Source organism: Streptomyces sp. PT12 (genome assembly GCF_003311645.1).
Classification (GTDB): Bacteria; Actinomycetota; Actinomycetes; order Streptomycetales; family Streptomycetaceae; genus Streptomyces.
On sequence record NZ_QEST01000184.1, the window covers coordinates 100,926 to 118,313 of the forward strand.

General features: G+C 72.0%; 18 protein-coding genes. 15 read left to right on the forward strand and 3 right to left on the reverse strand.

The features are described 5' to 3' along the window. The first annotated feature begins 143 nt into the window (after positions 1 to 143). Positions 144 to 1,994, forward strand: coding sequence for a phosphoenolpyruvate carboxykinase (GTP) (locus DEH69_RS20880; protein WP_181727534.1), 1,851 nt, complete (start codon positions 144 to 146; stop codon positions 1,992 to 1,994). A gap of 87 nt (positions 1,995 to 2,081) precedes the next feature. Here the strand turns inward: DEH69_RS20880 and DEH69_RS20885 are convergent, their stop codons facing one another. Both DEH69_RS20885 and DEH69_RS20890 read right to left on the reverse strand, forming a co-directional pair. Beyond that, positions 2,082 to 3,293 (reverse strand): pyridoxal phosphate-dependent aminotransferase, encoded by a 1,212-nt coding sequence (locus tag DEH69_RS20885; protein ID WP_113688507.1) that lies wholly within the window; start codon positions 3,291 to 3,293, stop codon positions 2,082 to 2,084. Between the two features lie 70 nt (positions 3,294 to 3,363). Then, entirely contained in the window at positions 3,364 to 3,945 is a 582-nt protein-coding gene (locus tag DEH69_RS20890; RefSeq protein ID WP_181727535.1) for a TetR/AcrR family transcriptional regulator, read from the reverse strand. Between the two features lie 64 nt (positions 3,946 to 4,009). On the opposite strand from DEH69_RS20890, the gene DEH69_RS20895 reads away from it, so the two are divergent. The 3 genes from DEH69_RS20895 to DEH69_RS20910 all read left to right on the forward strand — a co-directional run bounded on the left by DEH69_RS20895 (position 4,010) and on the right by DEH69_RS20910 (position 7,450). Continuing rightward, positions 4,010 to 4,534 carry a PH domain-containing protein gene (locus tag DEH69_RS20895; protein WP_113688509.1) on the forward strand — a complete coding sequence of 175 codons (525 nt, stop codon included), beginning with the start codon at positions 4,010 to 4,012 and terminating at the stop codon, positions 4,532 to 4,534. A gap of 106 nt (positions 4,535 to 4,640) precedes the next feature. Then, positions 4,641 to 6,137, forward strand: coding sequence for a PH domain-containing protein (locus DEH69_RS20905; protein ID WP_147255740.1), 1,497 nt, complete (start codon positions 4,641 to 4,643; stop codon positions 6,135 to 6,137). Between the two features lie 47 nt (positions 6,138 to 6,184). Continuing rightward, on the forward strand, positions 6,185 to 7,450 hold the full coding sequence (locus DEH69_RS20910) for an alanine racemase (protein WP_113688511.1): 1,266 nt from the start codon (positions 6,185 to 6,187) through the stop codon (positions 7,448 to 7,450). 73 nt (positions 7,451 to 7,523) lie between these two features. On the opposite strand, the gene DEH69_RS20915 is transcribed toward DEH69_RS20910, so the two are convergent. Further along, entirely contained in the window at positions 7,524 to 8,600 is a 1,077-nt protein-coding gene (locus DEH69_RS20915; protein WP_309302885.1) for a chitinase, read from the reverse strand. Between the two features lie 239 nt (positions 8,601 to 8,839). On the opposite strand from DEH69_RS20915, the gene DEH69_RS20920 reads away from it, so the two are divergent. The 11 genes from DEH69_RS20920 (at position 8,840) to DEH69_RS20970 (ending at position 17,312) form a co-directional block, all read left to right on the forward strand. After that, complete coding sequence (locus tag DEH69_RS20920; RefSeq protein WP_258534842.1) at positions 8,840 to 9,718, forward strand: hypothetical protein; 879 nt, start codon at positions 8,840 to 8,842, stop codon at positions 9,716 to 9,718. Positions 9,719 to 9,752: 34 nt separating this feature from the next. Continuing rightward, on the forward strand, positions 9,753 to 10,499 hold the full coding sequence (gene cpaB / locus DEH69_RS20925; protein WP_113688512.1) for a Flp pilus assembly protein CpaB: 747 nt from the start codon (positions 9,753 to 9,755) through the stop codon (positions 10,497 to 10,499). Positions 10,500 to 10,513: 14 nt separating this feature from the next. Beyond that, positions 10,514 to 11,737, forward strand: coding sequence for an AAA family ATPase (locus tag DEH69_RS20930; RefSeq protein WP_113688513.1), 1,224 nt, complete (start codon positions 10,514 to 10,516; stop codon positions 11,735 to 11,737). Then, positions 11,734 to 12,108 (forward strand): TadE/TadG family type IV pilus assembly protein, encoded by a 375-nt coding sequence (locus tag DEH69_RS20935; protein ID WP_113688514.1) that lies wholly within the window; start codon positions 11,734 to 11,736, stop codon positions 12,106 to 12,108. The genes DEH69_RS20930 and DEH69_RS20935 overlap by 4 nt, the downstream gene beginning before the upstream one ends. A gap of 3 nt (positions 12,109 to 12,111) precedes the next feature. After that, entirely contained in the window at positions 12,112 to 12,480 is a 369-nt protein-coding gene (locus DEH69_RS20940) for a TadE/TadG family type IV pilus assembly protein (protein ID WP_113688515.1), read from the forward strand. Between the two features lie 76 nt (positions 12,481 to 12,556). Then, entirely contained in the window at positions 12,557 to 13,897 is a 1,341-nt protein-coding gene (locus DEH69_RS20945; RefSeq protein ID WP_113688516.1) for a CpaF family protein, read from the forward strand. Between the two features lie 2 nt (positions 13,898 to 13,899). Continuing rightward, positions 13,900 to 14,907, forward strand: coding sequence for a type II secretion system F family protein (locus DEH69_RS20950; protein ID WP_113688517.1), 1,008 nt, complete (start codon positions 13,900 to 13,902; stop codon positions 14,905 to 14,907). 24 nt (positions 14,908 to 14,931) lie between these two features. After that, positions 14,932 to 15,822, forward strand: a complete 891-nt coding sequence (locus DEH69_RS20955; RefSeq protein ID WP_258534843.1) for a type II secretion system F family protein — start codon at positions 14,932 to 14,934, stop codon at positions 15,820 to 15,822. 115 nt (positions 15,823 to 15,937) lie between these two features. After that, complete coding sequence (locus DEH69_RS20960; protein ID WP_220131321.1) at positions 15,938 to 16,243, forward strand: WXG100 family type VII secretion target; 306 nt, start codon at positions 15,938 to 15,940, stop codon at positions 16,241 to 16,243. 29 nt (positions 16,244 to 16,272) lie between these two features. Beyond that, entirely contained in the window at positions 16,273 to 16,911 is a 639-nt protein-coding gene (locus DEH69_RS20965) for a hypothetical protein (RefSeq protein WP_113688519.1), read from the forward strand. A gap of 71 nt (positions 16,912 to 16,982) precedes the next feature. Further along, positions 16,983 to 17,312 carry a hypothetical protein gene (locus DEH69_RS20970; RefSeq protein WP_113688520.1) on the forward strand — a complete coding sequence of 110 codons (330 nt, stop codon included), beginning with the start codon at positions 16,983 to 16,985 and terminating at the stop codon, positions 17,310 to 17,312. The last annotated feature ends 76 nt before the right edge of the window (positions 17,313 to 17,388 follow it).

Consider the following 17,388-nt stretch of genomic DNA (forward strand, 5'->3'; position numbering starts at 1 on the left):
GGGTCGTTCCCTCGCCCTCGGGTGTGATGTGTCGCTCATATGAGCCCGACTGGACACACAAGAGAGAAGGCGGCACCATCAGATGAGCGTTCCCCTTTTCGGATGAGCGCTCGCTCAACGACCCTCAACCCTCTGGAGCGAACGTGACGCTGACCTCAGCAGCTCCCGTCGCCGCCCACGCCCCGACCCGGCATCACAAGCTCGTCTCCTGGGTCGAGGAGATCGCCGCGCTGACCGAGCCCGACCGGGTGGTCTGGTGCGACGGCTCCCAGGAGGAGTACGACCGCCTGTGCGACGAGCTGGTCGCCAAGGGCACCTTTGTGAAGCTCGACCCCGACAAGCGCCCCGGCTCGTTCTACGCAGCGTCCGACCCCACGGACGTCGCCCGCGTCGAGGACCGCACCTTCATCTGCTCGGAGCGGGAGGAGGACGCGGGACCGACCAACCACTGGATGGACCCGGCCGAGATGCGGGAGACGTTCAGCGGCCCCGACGGGCACTTCCGCGGCGCGATGCGCGGGCGGACCATGTATGTGGTGCCGTTCTGCATGGGCCCGCTGGGCTCGCCGCTCTCCGCCCTCGGCGTGGAGATCACCGATTCCGCCTATGTCGCCGTCGCCATGCGGACCATGACCCGGATGGGCAGCGCCGTCCTGGACGAGCTGGGCACGGACGGGGCGTTCGTCCGCGCCGTGCACTCCGTCGGCGCGCCCCTGACCGAGGGGCGCGAGGACGTGCCCTGGCCGTGCAACTCCGTCAAGTACATCTCGCACTTCCCCGAGACCCGCGAGATCTGGTCCTTCGGCTCCGGCTACGGGGGCAACGCGCTGCTCGGCAAGAAGTGCTACGCCCTGCGCATCGCCTCCGTCATGGCCAGGGACGAGGGCTGGCTGGCGGAGCACATGCTGATCCTCAAGCTCACCCCGCCAGGCGGCGCCCCCGCCCGGTACATCGCGGCGGCCTTCCCCTCCGCCTGCGGCAAGACCAACCTCGCCATGCTCCGGCCCTCGCTCCCCGGCTGGCGCGTGGAGACGGTCGGGGACGACATCGCGTGGATGCGGTTCGGCGAGGACGGCCGCCTCTACGCGATCAACCCCGAGGCGGGCTTCTTCGGCGTCGCCCCTGGCACGGGCGAGCGCACCAACGCCAACGCCATGCGCACCCTGTGGGGGAACGCGGTCTTCACCAATGTCGCCCTCACCGACGAGGGCGACGTGTGGTGGGAGGGCATGACCGACGAGACCCCCGACCACCTCACCGACTGGCGAGGGAACGACTGGACGCCGGGCGGCGGCACCCCCGCGGCCCACCCCAACGCGCGGTTCACGGTGCCCGCCGCGCAGTGCCCGACGATCGCGCCGGAGTGGGAGGACCCCGAAGGCGTGCCCATCTCGGCGATCCTCTTCGGCGGGCGCCGCGCCACGGCCGTTCCGCTGGTCACCGAGTCGTTCTCGTGGCGGCACGGCGTCTTCCTCGGGGCCAACGTCGCCTCAGAGAAGACCGCGGCGGCCGAGGGCACGGTGGGCGAGCTGCGCCACGACCCGTTCGCCATGCTGCCGTTCTGCGGCTACCACATGGGGGACTACTTCGCGCACTGGCTCAGGACCGGCGAACGCGCGGGTGAGCAGGGCGCCTTGCCGAAGATCTACTACGTCAACTGGTTCAAGAAGGACGCCGAAGGGGCGTTCGTCTGGCCAGGGTTCGGCGAGAACATCAGGGTGCTCAAGTGGATCGTCGAGCGCCTCGACGGGCGGGCCGACGGCGTCGAGACGCCCATCGGCGTGGTGCCCGCGCCCGGCGCGCTCGACACCGAAGGGCTGGGGCTGACCGACGAGCAGGTGGCGTTCCTGCTCGAGGTGGCCCCCGACGTCTGGCGCCGGGAGGCCGAGCTGATCCCCGACCACCTCAGGACGTTCGGCGCGAAGACGCCCGACGGGCTCTGGGAGGAGTACGAGGCACTGGTCGAGCGCCTGGAACGGCTCGGCGGCGGCTGAGCCGACCGAACGGCGCGGACGCGCGCGGCGGGGGCCCCGGCTCGATGGAGCGCCGGGGTTCCTCGCCGCGTCATCACCGGCTTCGCGTCAGTACTGGTTGTAGCCGTCGAGGAACGAGCCGATCCGCTCGATCGCGTGCTCAAGCTCGCTGACCTGCGGCAGGGTGACGATGCGGAAGTGGTCGGGCTCGGGCCAGTTGAACCCGGTGCCGTGCACGATCATGATCTTCTCCGCGCGGAGCAGATCGAGCACCATCTGCCGGTCGTCCTTGATCTTGTAGACCTTGGGGTCGAGGCGAGGGAACGCGTAGAGCGCGCCCTTCGGCTTGACGCATGTCACGCCGGGGATCCGCGTCAGCATCTCGTACGCGGTGTCGCGCTGGGCGAGGATGCGGCCGCCGGGCAGGACCAGCTGCTCGATCGACTGGCGGCCGAAGAGGGCGGCGGCGACGGCGTGCTGGGCGGGCATGTTGGCGCACAGCCGCATGTTCGCGAGGATGGTCAGGCCCTCGATGTAGCTGGTGGCGTTCTCCTTGGGGCCGCAGACGGCCATCCAGCCGCAACGGAAGCCCGCCACCCGGTAGTTCTTCGACAGGCCGTTGAACGTCAGGGTCAGCAGGTCGGGCGCGAGCGCGGCCGTCGAGGTGTGGGTCGCGCCGTCGTACAGGATCCGGTCGTAGATCTCGTCGGAGCACAGCACGAGGCGGTGCCGCCTGGCCAGCTCGGCGAGCTGACGGATCATCTCCTCGCTGTAGACCGCGCCCGTGGGGTTGTTGGGGTTGATGATCACCAACGCCTTGGTGCGGTCGGTGATCTTCCGCTCGATGTCGGCGAGGTCGGGCATCCACTCGGCCTGCTCGTCGCAGCGGTAGTGCACCGCGGTGCCGCCCGCGAGCGAGACCGACGCCGTCCACAGGGGGTAGTCGGGGGCCGGGACCAGCACCTCGTCGCCGTCGTCGAGCAGCGCCTGCATCGACATCTGGATCAGCTCGGAGACGCCGTTCCCGAGGTAGATGTCCTCGACGGAGAGGTGGATGCCCTTGGTCTGGTAGTGCTGCATCACGGCGCGGCGGGCGGACAGGAGGCCCTTGGCGTCGCCGTACCCGTGGGCCATCGAGACATTCCTGAGGATGTCCTCGAGGATCTCGGGCGGGCAGTCGAAGCCGAACGCCGCGGGGTTGCCGGTGTTCAGCTTCAGGATGCGGTGGCCTGCCGACTCGAGCCGCTGTGCCTCTTCGAGCACCGGGCCGCGGATCTCATAGCAGACATTGGCGAGCTTGGTCGACTGGATCACCTGCATGCCCGCCACCTTACGGCTGTGTTACGCGGACCGCCCTGTGTTTTCGCCCACCCGGGTGGCGGCCCCCCGATCAGGAGTCATGGGCCAGCACGCCGCCCTGAAGGGTCCTGGTCACGCGGTCGAGCGCCTCGTGGCGGGCCAGGCTGCCCTCGGACACCGCCTCCCAGCCCGCGGCCACCGCGTACCACAGGATCCGGAAGAACCACTCCATGTCCATCTCCCGGGAGAAGAACCCCTGTGCCTGGCCCCGCGCGAACAGCACGGCCGCCGGGAGCTGCGCGGCCTCCCACGAGGGGCTCGCCCAGTCGTCCGCGGTGAGCGACGGCTCGCTGAACAGGAACTCCACCCGGGGCCCCGCTTCGAAGAACGCCCGCACCAGGCGCGGGAACGCCTCGGCGATCGGGCCCTGGTCGAGCGCGGCGTCGGCGAGCGCCCGCTCGATGGTCTCGGTGCAGTCCTCGAGCAGGCCCCTGACCAGGGCCGCGCGGTCGGGGAAGTAGCGGTGGAGGGTGCTGCGGCCCACGCCCGCCGCCCTGGCGACCTCGCCGAGCGGGGCGGCCTTGTCCTCCGTGTAGACGGCGATCGCCGCGTCGAGGATCGCCCGGCGGGTGCGGGCCAGGGTGCCGGGGGCGGACGACGCCGTGGAAGCCATGGGCTCATGGTAGGGAAGCGAAAAGGGGTTGGACTTGTCGTCCTCCTGTGGGACACTGTATCCCATGGTGAGTCGGCTGGTTCGATCGGGGAGGCGGGGCGAGGTCGTCCCGCTCAGGGCGCCGCGCCACCGGGTGGAGCGGCGGGCCGTCCTGCTCTGGGCCGTCCGCGCCCTCGCGGTGCCGCTGGTGCTCGGCGGCGCGCTGGCCGCGGCGCACGCGCTGTGGGACGCGGCGCGGCCGTGGACGGGGCCCGCGCTGGCGGCGGTCGGGGTCATCGGCGCGCTGTATGTGGCGGTGATGCCGTCGTGGCGGTATGCCGTGCACCGCTGGGAGTCGACGGATGAGGCGGTGTACGCGACGACGGGGTGGTTCGTGCGGGAGTGGCGCATAGCCCCCCTGTCCCGGATCCAGACGGTGGACACCGTGCGCGGCCCGCTGGAGCAGGCGCTGGGGCTGGCCACGCTGGTGGTCACCACGGCCTCCTCGCGTGGCGCCATCCACATCAGCGGCCTGGCCCCCGAGGTGGCGGACGAGGCCGCCGAGCGGCTGGCCCACATCACGCGGCTCACGCCGGGCGACGCGACATGAACGGTCGAGACATGAACGGTCGAGACATGGACGGTCGAGACATGGACGGTCGAGACATGAGCGGTCGCGGGACGAGCGGGGGCGGGACATGAGCGGAGGGCGCGAGGTGAGCGAGGGGCCTGAGGTGGGCTGGCGGCGGCTCGCGCCGCGGATGATCCTGGTCGACGCCCTGCGGGTGGCGCTCTCCCTGCTGCCCGGCGTGCTGGTGCTGCTCGTCCTGGACACCGAGCCGGAGCCGATGACCCTCGCGCCGCTCGCCGGGGTGGCCGCGTGGGGCGTGGTCGGCGCGGTCGCGGACTCGGTGCGCTGGGCCACCACCAGGTACCGGGTCACGGAGACCCATGTGGAGCGGAGCACCGGGCTGTTCGTGCGGACGCGCCGGTCCATCAGCCGCGACCGGATCCGCAGCGTGGACGCGGACGCCAAGCCGCTGCGGCGGCTGTTCGGGCTGCGGCGGGTCACCGTGGGCGCGGGCCAGATGACCACGGCGATGGAGGCCGCCCTGACGCTGGACGCCGTGACCCGGCGTGAGGCGGCGGCGCTGCGCGAGGAGTTGACGGGCGCGCCCGAGAAGGCGGCGGACGGGCCCCTCGCCACCTTCGAGCCGCGCTGGGTGGTGCACAACATCCAGGGGTTCTGGGCCTATGTGTGCGCGGCCGGGGTGCTGTGGGGCGGGTACTGGACGGCCCAGATGGTCGGGATAGACCTGGCCGACGCGGTCGGCTCGCTCGCCGACTGGGAGGCGCTCGGGCCCGGCTGGACGGCGGCGGTGGCCGTGCTCGCGGTCAGCGTGGTGGGCGCGGTCGGGATGGCGGTGGCGTTCTTCGCCGAGTACGCCCACTTCCGGCTCGAGCGGGTCGACGGCGAGGGGACGACCGTGCTGCGTACCACCTCGGGCCTCTTCAGGACCCGCGAGATCGCCAGGGACGAGAGCAGGGTGCGCGGCATATCCGTGTCCCAGCCGCTGCTGTGGCGCTGGCTGGGGACGGCCGACACCATGCTCATCACCACCGGGCTGCGGATATGGAGCAGCGCCGTGACCATCCTGCCGCGCGGCCCCGTCGACATCGCCCGCCGGGTGGCCGCCGCGGTGATCGGCTCACCCGCGCTCGACGCCCCGCTGACCCGCCACCCCGTGGCGGCCCTGCGCCGCAGGCTCCTGTGGGCCACGCTGGCCGCGGGCAGCTGCGCCCTGCTCCTGGCGCCGTTGGGCGGGAGCGCCTGGTGGGTGGCGGCGCTGGTCGTCCTGCCGCCCGCGCTCGGCCTGGCGATCGCCGGGTACCGCTCGCTCGGCCACGCGGTCGCGGGGGACCATCTGGTGGTCAGGGCGGGCGCGTTGACCCGGGTCACCTCGGCGCTGCGGCGCCAGGCGGTCAGCGGGATACGGGTGCGGCAGTCGCTCCTTCAGCGGCGCCTCGGGCTCGCCACGGTGGTGGCGTGCACGGCCGCGGGGGAGGGCGGATATGCCGTGTACGACTGCGCGGTCGGGGACGCGGTGGCGTTCGCGCAGGTCAGCCTGCCGGGGCAGATTCCGCTCCGCGTCGGCGAGCCGTTGACCGTCGATCGCACTCCGTTGACCATCTCTGTACCGGGTGCTAGGTAGGGTCGGGTATCCGATCACGCTTGCAATGGGTCACCCCCGGAGTCGCCATGAGCACGCCGTTCGCCCGGCTCGAGAACGAGATCGTCGATCACCGCTTCAAGGGGCTGCCGCCGGACGCCGAGGGGCGCACCGTGGGCGCCCTGGCCGCCGAGCGCCGGTGCCTGTACACCGGCGGGTTCACCACCCCGGTGCTGACGCTCTCGGCCGAGGCCGTCGAGCACAACCTCAGCTCGATGGAGCGGTTCGCGGCCCGGCACGGCCTGGTCCTCGCGCCGCACGGCAAGACGTCGATGGCGCCCCAGCTGTTCCGGCGCCAGCTGGACCACGGCGCGTGGGGCATCACCGTGGCCGTGCCCCATCAGGCGCGCGTGGCCAGGGCGTTCGGCGTCCAGCGGATCTTCCTCGCCAACGAGCTGGTCGACCCCGTCGCCCTGGCCTGGCTCGCGGGGGAGCAGGACGCCGACCCCGGGTTCCGCTGCGTGGTCTACGTCGACTCGGGGCGCGGTGTGGAGTTGATGGACGCCGCCCTGCGCGACGCGGGGGCGCGGCGCCCGCTCGACGTCGTGGTGGAGCTGGGCGCGCCCGGTGGGCGCAGCGGCGTCCGCGACGCCCGCGCGGCGGCGGACGTGGCCGCCGCGGCCGCCGAGACGGCCACGCTGCGGCTCGTCGGGGTCGCCGGGTACGAGGGCGAAGTCCCGGGCGGCGACGCCGAGTCGGTGCGCGCGTGGCTCGACGGCCTGTGCGAGCTCGCCGCCGAGCTCGACAAGGCGGGCAGGTTCTCGGCGGCCGACGAGATCGTCGTCAGCGCGGGCGGCAGCGCGTGGTTCGACGAGGTGGCCGCCGCGTTCACCGAGCTGCCCGAGCTGTCGCGCCCGGTCTGCGCGATGCTCCGCTCCGGCGCCTACATCAGCCACGACGACGGCAGATACCGGGACATCACGCCGTTCAACCGCGTTCCGCACGAGGGTTCGCTGCTGCCCGCGTTCCGGCTGTGGGCCCAGGTGGTCTCCCAGCCCGAGCCCTCGCTCGCCCTGGTCAACGCGGGTAAGCGCGACATCGCCTACGACTTCGGCCTGCCCGAGGTGCAGGCCGTGCGCACCCCCGACGGCGTGGTGCGCGGCGGCCATGGGCTGGTCGTCGGCAAGGTGGCGGACCAGCACGCGTTCATCACCGGGACCGGTGAGGTGCCGCGCGTCGGCGACTGGGTCGGGCTGGGCATGTCGCACCCGTGCACCATTTTCGACAAATGGCCGCTGATCCCGCTCGTCGCCGGCGACGGCACCGTCACCGACTACATCCGTACGTTCTTCTGAGGCCGTACGTTCTTGTGAGGCCGTACGTTCTTGTGAGGCCGCGGCCTGGTGAGGCCGCGGCGCGGGCCTCGCGTCACGGCAGGCCGTGCACGTGCGGTCCCACCGCCTCGGACCAGGCGTTGCCCGCGTGCGCGTCCCAGTTGACGGACCACGTCATCGCGCCGCGCAGATCCGGGTAGGTCTGGTCGGGCACGAAGCTGCCGCAGCCCGTGCCGCGGGTGAGGCAGTCGAGCGCGTCGTTCACCACGCCGGGGTCGACATAGCCCGAGCCCGCGGCGTTCGGCGTGGCGGGGACGCCGAGCCCGACCTGGGACGGCGCCAGGCCGTTCTCCAGCTGGATGCAGGCCAGCGCGGTGAGGAAGTCCACGCTGCCCGACGAGTACACCTGGCCGTCGCAGCCCAGCATCGAACCGCTGTTGTAGTACTGCATGTTGACGACGGTCAGGAAGTCCGCGGTGTCGAGCGCCAGCTGGAAGTAGGGCGTGCCGGTGTTCTGCATGTCGATCGTCTGCGGCGCCATCGTGTAGACGAGGTCGTCGCCCGCGCCCGCGTGGATCGCCCGCATCGCCTGGGTCATGTACTCGGCGTTGATGCCGTGTTCGAGGTCGATGTCCACGCCGTCGAAGCCGTACTCGTCCATCAGCCCCAGGGCGCTGTCGGCGAACGCCTGCGCCGAGGCGTCGTCGTTCACCGTGACGGTGCCGTTCTGGCCGCCGACCGAGATGATGACCGAGGCGCCCTCGGCCTGCTTGGCGGCGATGTCATCCTTGAACTCCTGCTCGGACGCGTAGCCGAGCGAGGGGTCGAGGGTGAAGTCGATCTCGCCCGCGGTCGCCGTGGACTCGGCGAACGACACGGCGATGATGTCGTACTGGTCGGACACGTCGCGCAGCTTCTGCACGACGGACCCGTTGTCGAAGTTGTGCCAGTAGCCGGTCAGGGCGTGCCGCGGCACCGCGGCCGTCCCGGTGTCGGACGACGCGGACGTGCTGGCGGGGCCGGTCTCGTTCGCGCCCGCGGTCAGGGCGGGTCCGGTCATGGCCAGGGCGCCGGCCAGGGCCGTGGCCCCGAGCAGCCGGTACCGGCGCGGGCTGGTGCTGTTGGTGCCGTTGGTGCCGTTAGTCCCGTTGGAGCTGTTGGTGCTCTCCACGCTCGCCTCCGTAGCGTCAGTTGGTGGGGTGCTGCTGGAGGAAACGGTGGCCACCGTTGGGCAGACACATTGGTCCAGACCAGCAGCGCTGTCAATGGGGCGGACCGGGCCCGCTGGCGCGGGGCGGCGCGGGACGCCGCCCTCTCCGCGCTGTTCCCCTCGGTGGCGGAGTCGATAAGCTGCCCAACTGGCGGACGAGGAAGCGGACACGACGGGTGTTCAGCCCTGGGGGGAGCGGTATGCCGATTGCCATCGCGGTCACCAGCGCCGACCTCGTGCTGCCCCCCACCGACCAGCACACCCCCGGCGCCCATGTCCTCACCCCGCCCCGCGACCAGGACTTCCCCACCGCGCTCGCCGAGATGAACGACCTCGTCGGCCGCCACGGCCATGTCATCGCCGTCCACCCCACCACCACGCCGCTGCCCTACGTCCAGCGGCTGCACGCGGTGCGCGCCATGCTGGAGTCCGACCGCATAGCCCTGCTGCCCAGCGCGCTCCCGCCGCTCGGCACGGCCGTGCTGGTCCGTCAGCTGCGCCAGCTGTCCGCCTGCGACTTCAGCCCCGGCGTTCTCGGCGCCTCCGCCCGCCTGCTCGCCCACTACATCTACGCGGGTGCGCTGCTCGCCTCGGGCAGCCGCATCGACAAGGTGCCCGTCACCCTCCCCGCCCAGGCCGGGGCCCGCCCGCCCGGCGGCCAGTGCGCCGTCCTCGCCGGGCCCACCCCCCAACTGGTGCGCGCCGACGGCGAGGTCACGCTCGCCGGGCCGCAGTTCTCCACCACCCTCACCTACGCGCCAGGCACCCTGGGCAGCGAGTGGGTCACCAGCCGCCTCGCCAGGCAGTGGCAGGTGCAGGCCCTCCACCCCGTGCCCATGCCCGCCGAGTCCACCGCGTGGTGGGCCACGGCCAAGCTGGTCGAGTTCGCCGCCGCGATCCCCGATGTGTCGCTGCTTTACCAGATGGTGAGCCAGATGCGGCAGGAAGCCTGCCACTGGTGCGGCCTCACGCTCATCGGCGACCGCTGCGCGTTCTGCTCCGCGCCCGTGCGGCAGGATCGCCCCCCGCGCGCCATAGCGCCCGCGCGCCGCCGGGCACTCGCCCCCGGCGGCGGATGACGGGAATCACGACGGAGAGGGTAGAAGACGCCTCATGAACGCTCGCCAGCGACGCGGCATGCTCCTGCTGCTCGCATCGGTCCTGCTCGCCGTCGGCGCCTTCGCCGGCGTGCTCGCGGTGATCAACGACGTGGAGTCGAAGGTCGGCCCCGAGGCGACCGCCTTCGAGCTGACCACCGACGTCGAGCCCTACCAGGAGGTGACGGCCGACCAGGTGCGCGAAGTGCGCATCCCCGAGCGGTACATACCGCCATCCGCCATCACCGACCTGGGCCAGCTCGACGACCAGGTCGCCGTCGGCCCCCTCGCCGAGGGATCCCTGCTGCAACGCGACATGCTCGCCGACCGGCCCGAACTCGACCCGGGCCAGCAGGAGATCGCCGTCATGATCGACGCTTCCACCGGCGTCGCGGGCAAGATCTATCCCGGCGCCTCGATCAACATGTACGCGGCGTTCAACGTCCGCGAGCGCCAGGGCGATCAGGAGTCCGAGTACGAGGTCGTCAGGCTGATGGTGAACAACGCCGAGGTCATCGAGGTCGGCGACCTGACGGAGGTGGAGGACGACGACGTCAGGCGCGAGGCCGTGCCGATCACGTTCGCCCTCGACAACACCGACGCCCAACGCGTCACCTACGCCGAGGCGTTCGCCGAACAGGTCAGGCTCGCCCTGGTCGCCCCTGGCGACGAGGAGGAGATTCCGGAGGAGGAGCGCACGTACACCATCATTGGTGACATCGGCGGCACTCCCAACGCCGGGCTCGACGAGCTCTTCCCGTAGAACCAGGTGACCCGATGACCACGCGCATTCTCCCCGCGGTGGGCGACCCCGACACCGCCCGCTCGCTGATCACGCTGCTGAGCCAGCTCCCCGACAGCGAGCCGATGCGCCCCGTGCCCGACTCCACCACCCTCCTCGACACCCTGGCCTCCCTCACCCACGAGTCCGTCGCCGAGCTGCCCGACGTCGTGGTCGTCCACGAGCGCATGGGCCCGCTGCCCGCGCTCGAGCTGATCCGCGAGGTCGCCCTGCGCTTCCCCGCGGTGGGCGTCGTCCTGGTCTCCGCCGCGCCCACGCCCGAGCTGTACTCCGCGGCCATGGACGCGGGAGCCCGCGGCCTGGCCGGGATCCCGCTGTCCTACGACGAGTTGGGCGCGCGCGTGACCGCGGCCGCCCAGTGGGCCGCGGGGATGCGCCGCCACCTCGGCGGTGGCGAGCAGGCACCCGCGGGCCCCGGCGGCCGCGTGATCACCGTCTCGGGCGCCAAGGGCGGCGTGGGCGCGACGTTGATCGCCACCCAGCTCGCCCTGGCGGCGCAGACGTCGGGGGCGTTCGAACGCGGCGCGATCCTCGTCGACCTCGACCTGCTGTGCGGCGACGTCGGCTCGTACTTCGACGTGCAGTTCAGGCGCTCGGTCGCCGACCTCGCCGGGATCGCGGACATCGCGCCCCAGGTGCTCGCCGAGGCCGTCTTCGCCCACGAGACAGGGCTTTCCATGCTGATCGCGCCCGCCGAGGGCGAGCGCGGCGAGGACGTCAGCGAGGCCACCGCGCGGCAGCTGCTCGGCGCGGTCAGGGCCCGTTACGACATCGTCGTGGTGGATTGCGGCTCCCACATGAACAGCGCCAACGCCGCCGCCGTCGAGACCGCGGACGTCGCCCTGCTCGTCACCACGCCCGACGTCATCGCCGTGCGCGCCGTCAACCGCATGGTGCGCATGTGGGACCGGCTGCGCATCCGCAAGGCCGCCGACACGCTGACCGTCGTCAACCGCCTCGCCCGCAACAGCGCCATCCAGCCCCAGCTGATCTCCCGCATCACCGGCACCCAGGTGGCGCGCAACGTCGTCCCCGCGGGGTTCAAGGAGCTCCAGGAGGCCCAGGACGCGGGCCGCATCCAGGACCTCGACGCCCGTGGCCAGGTGCGCCGCGCGATGTGGGCGCTGGCCGCCGAGCTCGGCCTGACCGCCCCCGAGCGGGCCCCCGCGGGGGGCAGACGGCGGGGCAGACGGTCATGACCCGGGCGGCGGCGATGCGGCGGGACCGGGGGGCGGTGCTGGTCGAGTTCGCGGGGCTCTTCCCGCTGATCCTGGTGATGGTGGGCGTCATCTGGCAGTGCATCGTGATCGGTTACACGTTCTCCCTCGCGGGCAACGCCGCCGACGAGGCCGCCCGTGCCGCCGCCGCGGCCGATGGCGACCCCGGCGCGGCCTGCGCCACCGCGGCGCGCGAGCACCTGCCGAGCGCGTGGTCCGCCGACATCTCCTGCCCCCTTTCCGGCAACGTCCGCCAGGCCCGCGTCGCGCTGCGCGTCCCCGTGCTGTTCCCCGGTGCGCTCAACCTCCCGATCACGATCACCGGCACCGCGGGCGCCGCCGAGGAGGGCTGAGCCATGGCCGGGCGCAGGGCGCGGCGGACGCGCGACGAGGGCGTCACCGCCGTGGAGTTCATCGGCTGGGTGCCGCTGCTCATCCTGGTGGCGCTGGCCGCGATTCAGCTGGGGGTCGTCGGGTATGCCGCCCAGCAGGCGGGCTCGGCCGCCCGCGCCGCGGCCCGCACCGCCGCCCAGGAGGACATCGAGGACGAGTACGAGAGCGCGGGCCGGGCGGCCGTGAGCGAGTGGCTGTCCGTCAGCATCGAGGCGCAGGCGCTGTGCGGCGACGAGGCCACCGTGACCGCCCGCGTCGCCATCCCGTCCGTCCTGCCGTTCATGGACGCCTTCGGCGACGCGTCGAGGACCGTCACGATGCCCTGCGACTGACCGTTCAGCCACCGACCGTTCAGCCACCGACCGTCACGCCACACACATGTACACCACGGAGGGGAAGGAGCGAGCGATGGGCCTGCGTTCCCGTGTCACCGCGCCCGACGAGCCCGCGGCCGCGGATCCCGGCGACGGGCGGCTCGTCGCGACGTACCGCGCCAAGCTGCTCGAGGAGATCGACCTCGCCGAGATGTCGTCCCTCGACCTGAGCGAGCGCCGCGACCGCCTCGAACGCGTCCTCGGCCACATCCTCAGCCGCGAGGGCCCGGTCCTCTCCACCCAGCAACGCGCCCTGCTGATCCGCCGCGTCGTCGACGAGGCGCTTGGCCTCGGCATCCTCGAGCCGCTCCTGGAGGATGCCTCGATCACCGAGATCATGGTCAACGGCCCCGACCAGATCTATGTCGAACGCTCGGGCCGCGTCGAGCGCCTGCCGCTCCGCTTCGCCTCCGACGAGCAGCTGATGCAGACGATCGAGCGCATCGTCTCCACCGTCAACCGCCGTGTGGACGAGTCGAATCCGATGGTCGACGCCCGCCTCCCCACCGGCGAGCGCGTCAACGTCATCATCCCGCCGCTCTCCCTCAGCGGTGCCACCCTCACCATCCGCCGCTTCCCCCGCGCCTACACCCTCCCCGAGCTCATCGGGTTCGGCACGGTCGACGAGCACCTGGTGATGCTGCTCGCGGGCCTGGTGCGCGCCAAGTTCAACGTCATCGTCTCGGGCGGCACGGGCTCGGGGAAGACCACGCTGCTCAACGCTCTCAGCGGCCTGATCCCCGAGGGCGAGCGCATCGTCACGGTCGAGGACGCGGCCGAGCTCCAGCTCCAGCAGAGCCATGTCATCCGCCTTGAGTCCCGCCCGCCCAACATCGAGGGCAAGGGCGAGGTCACCATCCGCGACCTGGTGCGCAACTCCCTGCGCATGCGCCCCGATCGCGTCATCGTCGGCGAGGTCCGCGGCGGCGAGACCCTGGACATGCTCCAGGCCATGTCCACCGGCCACGACGGCTCGCTCGCCACCGTGCACGCCAACAGCGCGGAGGACGCGCTGCTGCGCCTCCAGACCCTGGCCTCGATGTCCGAGCTCCAGGTGCCGTTCGAGGCGCTGCGCGACCAGATCAACAGCGCCGTCGACGTCCTCGTCCAGCTCGTCAGACACCCCGACGGCTCGCGCCGCATGGCCGAGATCGCCTTTCTCGCCTCGCACGGGCGCGAGCCGTTCCGCATCGCCACCGCCGCGGAGTTCCGCGCCGAGCCCATGGGCCACGACGGGCGCGTGCGCGGCAGGTTCAGGCACTACCCCGTGCCGCGTGCCGTCGCCGACCGCCTGTATCTGGCGGGCGAGCAGGTGCCGCAGGCGTTCGGCGTCCACCTCGACGACAGCCATCTCACCACCAGGGAGGCGAGCTGACCATGGACTCCCTCTCGCTCCTCGCCCTCGGCCTCACCCTGCTCGCGCTCGTGTGCGCGGTCGCGGGCCTGCGGCTGTGGGCCACGGGGCGCGCCCAGCGCAAGGCCCTCATCGAGCGCCTCGCCGCCCCCGTGCCCGCCGCCGAAGGCGCCGACGGCTCCCCTGGACAGACCGGGCCGCCGAGGCATCCAGGGCATCCAGGGCATCCAGGGCAGCCGGGGCGCCGCCGCCGCTTCGACGCGCTCGACCGGCGGCTGCGCTCGACGAAGGCGGGGCGGCGGCTGCGGCTCAAGCTCCAGGCCACGGGCCTCGACCTGGGCGTCGGCGAGTACGCCGCCTATGTCGTGATCGCCGTCGCCGCGCTGTGGCTGATCGCGTCGGTGGTGCTCGCGCCGTTCTTCGGGCCCGTGTTCGCGGCCGTGGCCCTGTGGGGCGGCAACCTCTTCCTCGGCTGGCAGCGGGCGCGCCGCACCGAGCGTTTCATCGGCCAACTCCCCGAGCTGGCCCGGCTGATCGCCAACGGCATCGCCGCTGGGCTCGCCATGCGCACCGCGTTGTCCATGGCCGCCGAGGAGATGGACGACCCCGCGGGCGCCGAGCTCGCGGACGTCGCCAACCAGCTGGCGGTCGGCCGCTCGCTCGAGGAGGCCCTGCACGAGCTGGGCGAACGCCTGCCATCGCGCGAGCTCAACGTCCTGGTGACCACCCTCATCCTCGCCAACCGCGCGGGCGGCACCATCGTCGCGTCGCTGCGCAACCTCACCTCCACGCTCGAGGAGCGCAAGGAGACCCGCCGCGAGGTGCGCACGATGCTCGCCGAGATCAACGCCACCGCCGTCACCGTTCCGCTGCTCGGCCTCGGCGCGCTGCTGATGATCAACGCCATGCAGCCGGGCGCGCTCGGCCGCGTCACCGGCAGCCCAGGCGGGCAGATCGCCATGATCGTGGCGCTCGCCCTGTATGTGGTCGGCTTCGTGGTGGTCCGGCGCTTCGGCCGGATCGACGTCTGACGGTGGCTGTAGGAGGCTTGGGTCGTGGGACTGCTTCTCGGGCTCGCCATGGGCGCGGCCGTCTTCGGCATCATCTCGGCGGTGCGCATGCTGCGTTCGGGCACGCCGCTCCCCGCCGACCTGGCGCTGGCCCTCGAGGTCGGCGCGTCGCGCGTGACGGCCACGGGCTCGGCCGTCGACCGGCTCGGCATGCGGTTCGCGCCGCTCGTGCTGCGGCTCATGGGCCGCAAGGCGGTGGACCGCAAGCGGCTGCGCATCGACCAGGCCGGGAACCCCGACGGGCTCACCCTCGACCGCTACGCCGCACGCCGCGCCGTCTACGGCATCTTCGGCGCGGTCACGACGGTGGTCTTCGTGGCGGCGGGGTGGCCGTTCTTCGCGCTGTTCTCGATCGCCTTCGGGGCGCTGGCCGCCGACGCCGTCATATGGCAGGGCATCAGGAAGCGCCGCGACGCCATCGACCGCACGCTGCCCGACTTCCTCGACGTGCTGGCCGTGGTGGTCTCCGCAGGGCTCGGCTTCCGCCAGGCCCTCGACCGCGTCTCCATCCGCTACGCGGGCCCCTGGGCCGACGAGATCCGCATCGCGCTGCGCCAGATGGACATGGGCGTCTCGCGCCGCCAGGCGTTCGACGAATTGCGCAGGCGCAACGACTCCGAGCCCGTCAACCAGTTCGTGACCGCGCTTCAGCAGGGCGAGGAGCTGGGCGCGCCGATCGCCGAAACCCTGATCCAGATCGCCCGCGACATGCGCCGCACCGACGCCCAGAACGCCCGCCGCAGGGCCGCGCGGGCCATCCCGATGGCGACGATGGCGACGCTGTTCTTCATGGTCCCCGCCACCATGATCATCATCGTCACCGGCATGATCCTGGGCTCGGGCACGGACTTCTCCGGCATCCTCGGCGGCGACTGAGACGCCAAGTCCCGTGAGGTCGGCGGGCGTTGCGCCGCCGTCGGCTTCCTGTTACGCATTCGTCGGGGCGCCCTTCGGGCTCGCCCCTTACGCTGGACGGGAGGGGGTGCTGCCCATGGGCCGCGACGGCGACATCGATGTCACCTATCAGGACATGCGCGATGCGGGCGACGACCTGATCGAAGCCAAGGGCGAGTTGCAGCTCAAGCTCATCGAGCTGCGGACGTATGTCTCGGACCTGGTCAGGAACGGCTATGTCACGTCCGCGTCCTCAGGGGCGTTCGACGAGCAGTACCAGCTGTTCCACGACGGTGGGACGCAGGCGGTCGAGGCGCTCCAGGGGCTGGGGGACTTCCTGAAGGGCGCCGCAGACGGGTTCAGCGACCTCGACCACAAGCTGGGGCAGTCGCTGCGGGAGTAGCGGGCCGGGGGGAAGAGGGAGGAGCGGTCATGGCCGACAAGTGGGTCGACGCGGTCGTCGTCGAGCGGCGCGAGTTCCGCATCTCGGTGCCGGACTCCTGGTGGGAGTTCGACCTGCGCCCCGAGACCAGGGACAACAGCATCCGCCGCATGATCGACGAACGGGTCGCCGCCCAGCCGGAGATGGGCGAGCACCGGGAGGTCATCGCGTCGTTCCTGCGCCGCCAGGCCCGCCAGGCGTGGGACTCGGGCGCCGTGTACTGCGGCTGCATGGCGCAGAGCTTCGGCGGCAGCCCGCCGATCACGGCGTCGCTCACGGTCTCCATCGTCGGCGCGCGCACGTCGTCGGGGGAGGTCCTGCCGACCGATCCGGCGTCCATCGTGGGGCAGTTGGGCGGCCGCCCCCGGGTGCGCCCCGGGGAGCCATGGCGCGAGGTCTCCACGGTCGACATCAGGGACGTGGGCCCCGCGGCCCGCACGCGCGGCATCGAGGACATCCCGGTGCCGGGCGACACGCGCCATGTGCGGGCGGTGCTGATGCAGACGTACATCCCCGTTCCGGGGGAGCGGTCGGTGGCGCTGGTGGCGGGCAGCAGCCAGGTGCTCGACCTGGCCGACTCGTTCTTCGACGTCTTCGACGCGATCACGTCGACGTTCCGGTTCATCTGAGAGTCACACTCGTGAAGTGACGTGTGAAGTGATGTGTGAAGTAACTCGTGAAGTGAGGGGAGGCGCACAGGATGCCAGGCAGCGACGAGCGGCTCGCGATCCCGCTCGGCGAACTGTCCGAGTTCGCCCCGCGGTTGCGGAGCGTCAAGGACTTCATGAACCGCACAGGGAACACGTTCGACCAGTACAACGACGCGTTGGGCGACAGCAGGGTGGTGGACGCGCTCGACGACTTCGTCAGCGGCTGGGAGGACGGCCGCGAGGACATCACCCAACAGCTCACGGGCCTCGCGGACATGGCCGACACGGTGGTCACCACGGTGAACGACTACGAGAACGAGCTGACCCGCTCCCTCACCGAGGGCGGCGGGGGCGGCGGGGGCGGCGGGGGCGGCGGCTGACTCCCGCCCGTGTCAGGGGGTTTCGCGATCGCGCGCACGGGGCACGGTGCCCCTTGCGCGGAGTCGAGGGTCGCGC

What these genes read in the sequence shown, in the direction of transcription:
- DEH69_RS20885 (WP_113688507.1), bottom strand. Translation starts at nt 3,293, where the DNA reads ATGCAGGTGATCCAGTCGACCAAGCTCGCCAATGTCTGCTATGAGATC.
- DEH69_RS20890 (WP_181727535.1), bottom strand. Translation starts at nt 3,945, where the DNA reads ATGGCTTCCACGGCGTCGTCCGCCCCCGGCACCCTGGCCCGCACCCGC.
- DEH69_RS20895 (WP_113688509.1), top strand. Translation starts at nt 4,010, where the DNA reads ATGGTGAGTCGGCTGGTTCGATCGGGGAGGCGGGGCGAGGTCGTCCCG.
- DEH69_RS20910 (WP_113688511.1), top strand. Translation starts at nt 6,185, where the DNA reads ATGAGCACGCCGTTCGCCCGGCTCGAGAACGAGATCGTCGATCACCGC.
- DEH69_RS20920 (WP_258534842.1), top strand. Translation starts at nt 8,840, where the DNA reads ATGCCGATTGCCATCGCGGTCACCAGCGCCGACCTCGTGCTGCCCCCC.
- cpaB (WP_113688512.1), top strand. Translation starts at nt 9,753, where the DNA reads ATGAACGCTCGCCAGCGACGCGGCATGCTCCTGCTGCTCGCATCGGTC.
- DEH69_RS20930 (WP_113688513.1), top strand. Translation starts at nt 10,514, where the DNA reads ATGACCACGCGCATTCTCCCCGCGGTGGGCGACCCCGACACCGCCCGC.
- DEH69_RS20935 (WP_113688514.1), top strand. Translation starts at nt 11,734, where the DNA reads ATGACCCGGGCGGCGGCGATGCGGCGGGACCGGGGGGCGGTGCTGGTC.
- DEH69_RS20940 (WP_113688515.1), top strand. Translation starts at nt 12,112, where the DNA reads ATGGCCGGGCGCAGGGCGCGGCGGACGCGCGACGAGGGCGTCACCGCC.
- DEH69_RS20945 (WP_113688516.1), top strand. Translation starts at nt 12,557, where the DNA reads ATGGGCCTGCGTTCCCGTGTCACCGCGCCCGACGAGCCCGCGGCCGCG.
- DEH69_RS20950 (WP_113688517.1), top strand. Translation starts at nt 13,900, where the DNA reads ATGGACTCCCTCTCGCTCCTCGCCCTCGGCCTCACCCTGCTCGCGCTC.
- DEH69_RS20960 (WP_220131321.1), top strand. Translation starts at nt 15,938, where the DNA reads ATGGGCCGCGACGGCGACATCGATGTCACCTATCAGGACATGCGCGAT.
- DEH69_RS20965 (WP_113688519.1), top strand. Translation starts at nt 16,273, where the DNA reads ATGGCCGACAAGTGGGTCGACGCGGTCGTCGTCGAGCGGCGCGAGTTC.
- DEH69_RS20970 (WP_113688520.1), top strand. Translation starts at nt 16,983, where the DNA reads ATGCCAGGCAGCGACGAGCGGCTCGCGATCCCGCTCGGCGAACTGTCC.